General features: G+C 72.1%; 2 protein-coding genes and 1 pseudogene. All 3 read left to right on the top strand.

Annotated features, from left to right (window positions below; translation table 11 throughout):
- Positions 1–1,858, top strand: a 1,858-nt coding sequence (locus NQ160_RS21680; protein ID WP_257517130.1) for a TPM domain-containing protein, incomplete at its 5' end; no start/stop codon positions are given.
- Positions 1,859–1,926: 68 nt separating this feature from the next.
- Positions 1,927–2,667, top strand: a complete 741-nt coding sequence (locus tag NQ160_RS21675) for a PspA/IM30 family protein (RefSeq protein ID WP_257517129.1) — start codon at positions 1,927–1,929, stop codon at positions 2,665–2,667.
- 119 nt (positions 2,668–2,786) lie between these two features.
- Positions 2,787–2,967: pseudogene (locus NQ160_RS21670) on the top strand (arginase family protein); the annotation flags it as partial.

Raw genomic sequence — 2,967 nt, 5'->3', positions numbered from 1 at the left:
GTCCGAGGTGGAGGACCGCCTCGACGGACTCTACGACGCGACCGGGGTCGACCTCTTCGTCGTCCTCGTGGACGAGTTCACCAATCCCTCGGACCGCCAGGAGTGGGCGGATGCCGTCGCGTTCGGCAACGGCCTGGGGCAGACGCAGTACCTGCTGGCCATCGCCACAGAGGGCAGGCAGTACTACATCTCCGCCGACGACGGCGGCCCCCTCAGCGACAGCGAGCTGACCGCCACCGAACAGGCGATGCGGCCGCTGCTGGGAGCCGATGACTACAGCGGCGCCATCGAGCTCGCCGCGGACCGCTTCGAGTCCGACCTCGAGCCCGGCGGGAGCGGCGCCTGGCTGTGGATCGCCCTGGGCGCCATCGCCATCGCGGTCATCGTCCTTCTCGTCGTGCGCTCACGCCGCTCCAAGGCCGCGGGAGGCCGCGCCAAGAAGGACGACACCGTCGAGCAGATCCCCCTCCCCGAACTGGAACGACGTGCCGCGTCGGCGCTCGTCGCCACCGATGATGCCGTCCGCACCAGCGAGCAGGAGCTCGGCTTCGCGCGCGCGCAGTTCGGCGACCAGGCCACGGTGGAGTTCCAGCAGGCCCTGGCGACGGCGAAGGACAACCTCACGAAGGCCTTCACGCTTCAGCAGCGTCTCGACGACTCCGAACCCGACACCGAGCAGCAGGTGCGGGAGTGGAACACCGAGATCCTGCGGCTGTGCGAGCAGGCGGATGCCGGACTCGACGAGAAGGCCGCCGACTTCGACGAGCTGCGCAAGCTCGAGCAGAACGCACCCGAGGCCCTCACCCGCGTGCAGGAAGAGCGCGCGGCCGTCGCCGGACGACTGGATGCCGCAGAAGCTGCGCTGCAGGCGCTGCACGCTCGCTACGCGCCCGAGGCTCTGGCGACGGTCAGCGACAACCCGCTGCAGGCCAGGGAGCGCATCGCGTTCGCGGACGAGCAGCTGGCACAGGCGGCCCGTGCCATCGCCGCCGGCGACGGCGGCACCGCGGCCGTCGGCATCCGCGCAGCCGAAGACGCCGTCGAGCAGGCTGCCCTCCTCGAGGACGCCATCGGTCGGCTGCAGACCGACCTCGGCAAGGCCGAGAAGGATGCCGGCGCCCTCATCGCCGACCTCGAGCACGACATGGCCGTCGCCGCCTCGCTCCCCGACCCCGACGGCCAGGTCGCCGCAGCCGTGGCGGCGACCCGCCAGCAGGTCGACTCTGCGCGGCAGAACCTCGCGACGGCGGCCAAGCGTCCGCTGGCCACCCTCGAGGCCCTCGAGACCGCCAACACCCGCATCGACGGGGTCGTCGCCGCCGTCCGCACCGCGCAGGAGCGCGCCCAGCGCGCGCAGCAGATGCTCGGACAGCAGCTCGCGCAGGCCCAGGCTCAGGTGTCGGCGGCCGAAGACTACGTGTCGGCGCGCCGTGGCGCCGTCGGCGCGCAGGCCCGCACCCGACTGGCCGAGGCGTCCGCGGCGCTCGCGCAGGCGCAGCAGCTGGCGGCGACCTCGCCCGAGCAGGCACTCCCCCTGGCCCAGCGCTCGCACCAGCTGGCCGCGCAGGCCATCCAGTACGCCCAGACCGACGTCGGCGGCTTCGGCGGCGGCTACGGCGGCGGGGGCTACGGCGGCGGGGGAGGCGGCAACGGCATGCTGGGGGCCGTGCTCGGCGGCATCGTCATCAACTCGCTGCTCAGCGGCGGCGGAGGTGGCCGCTCCCGGGGCGGCGGCGGCTTCGGCGGCATGATGGGCGGCGGCGGCAGCAGCCGCGGTCGCAGCGGTGGCGGCTCGTTCCGCCCCGGCAGTTTCGGCGGCGGGGGCACCCGCGGCCGCCGCGGAGGGGGGCGCTTCTGATCCTCCGGGCCCGCCGCACCGCGGCATCCCAGACCACTCCACGTCAACGTGATAGGAAGGCAACACCCATGGCAAAGCAGTCCATCTTCGGTCGCATCTCGACCCTTATGAAGGCGAACATCAACGCGCTCCTCGATTCCGCCGAGGACCCGCAGAAGATGCTCGACCAGCTCGTCCGCGACTACAGCAACTCCATCGCCGACGCCGAGTCGGCCATCGCCGAGACGATCGGCAACCTGCGCCTGCTGGAGCGCGACCACCAGGAGGACGTGCAGGCGGCCGCCGAGTGGGGCAACAAGGCCCTCGCCGCCAGCCGCAAGGCCGACCAGCTGCGCACGGCCGGCAACCTCGCCGACGCCGACAAGTTCGACAACCTCGCCAAGATCGCCCTGCAGCGCCAGATCAGCGAAGAGAACGAGGCACGGGCGATCGCGCCGACCATCGCCACCCAGAGCGAGGTCGTCGAGAAGCTCAAGGACGGCCTCAACGGCATGAAGGGCAAGCTGGAGCAGCTGAAGTCGAAGCGCTCCGAGCTGCTGGCCCGGGCGAAGACCGCCGAGGCCCAGACCAAGGTGCACGACGCGGTGCGGTCGATCGACGTGCTCGACCCCACCAGCGAGCTCGGTCGCTTCGAAGACAAGGTGCGCCGCCAGGAGGCCCTGGCCGCCGGCAAGCAGGAGCTCGCGGCATCGAGCATCGACGCCCAGTTCAACCAGCTCGAGGACGTGGGCGAGCTCACCGAGGTCGAGGCGCGCCTGGCCGCGCTGAAGTCCGGCGCCCCGGCGAAGGCGATCGACGCCGGAGCCTGAGCCCCGAACCGACAGCGGGCGCCGTCTCCTCACGGAGCGGCGCCCGCTGTCGTCACAGCCAGGGGTTTACACGGCGCGGCCGGTCGTTTCGGCACGCCGCTTCAGGGGAAGATGGGCACATGACCCGGTTCATCGTCGTTCCGCAATGGCAGGGCTCGCCGTCTGCGCGCGCCATGCTGCTCGTCGACGGTGCGGAGGCGATCGAGGGCGATCTCCCCCGCGCCGCCTGCACCCGTGTGGATGTGCCCCTCGAAGCCGGCGAGTCGCTCGACACCGGCGTACACCGGCTGAGCGCGCTGG

It is taken from the genome of Microbacterium sp. zg.Y909 (assembly GCF_024626565.1).
The sequence above is the reverse complement of the archived record's forward strand: the minus strand, read 5'-3'. Positions and strand labels throughout refer to the sequence as shown.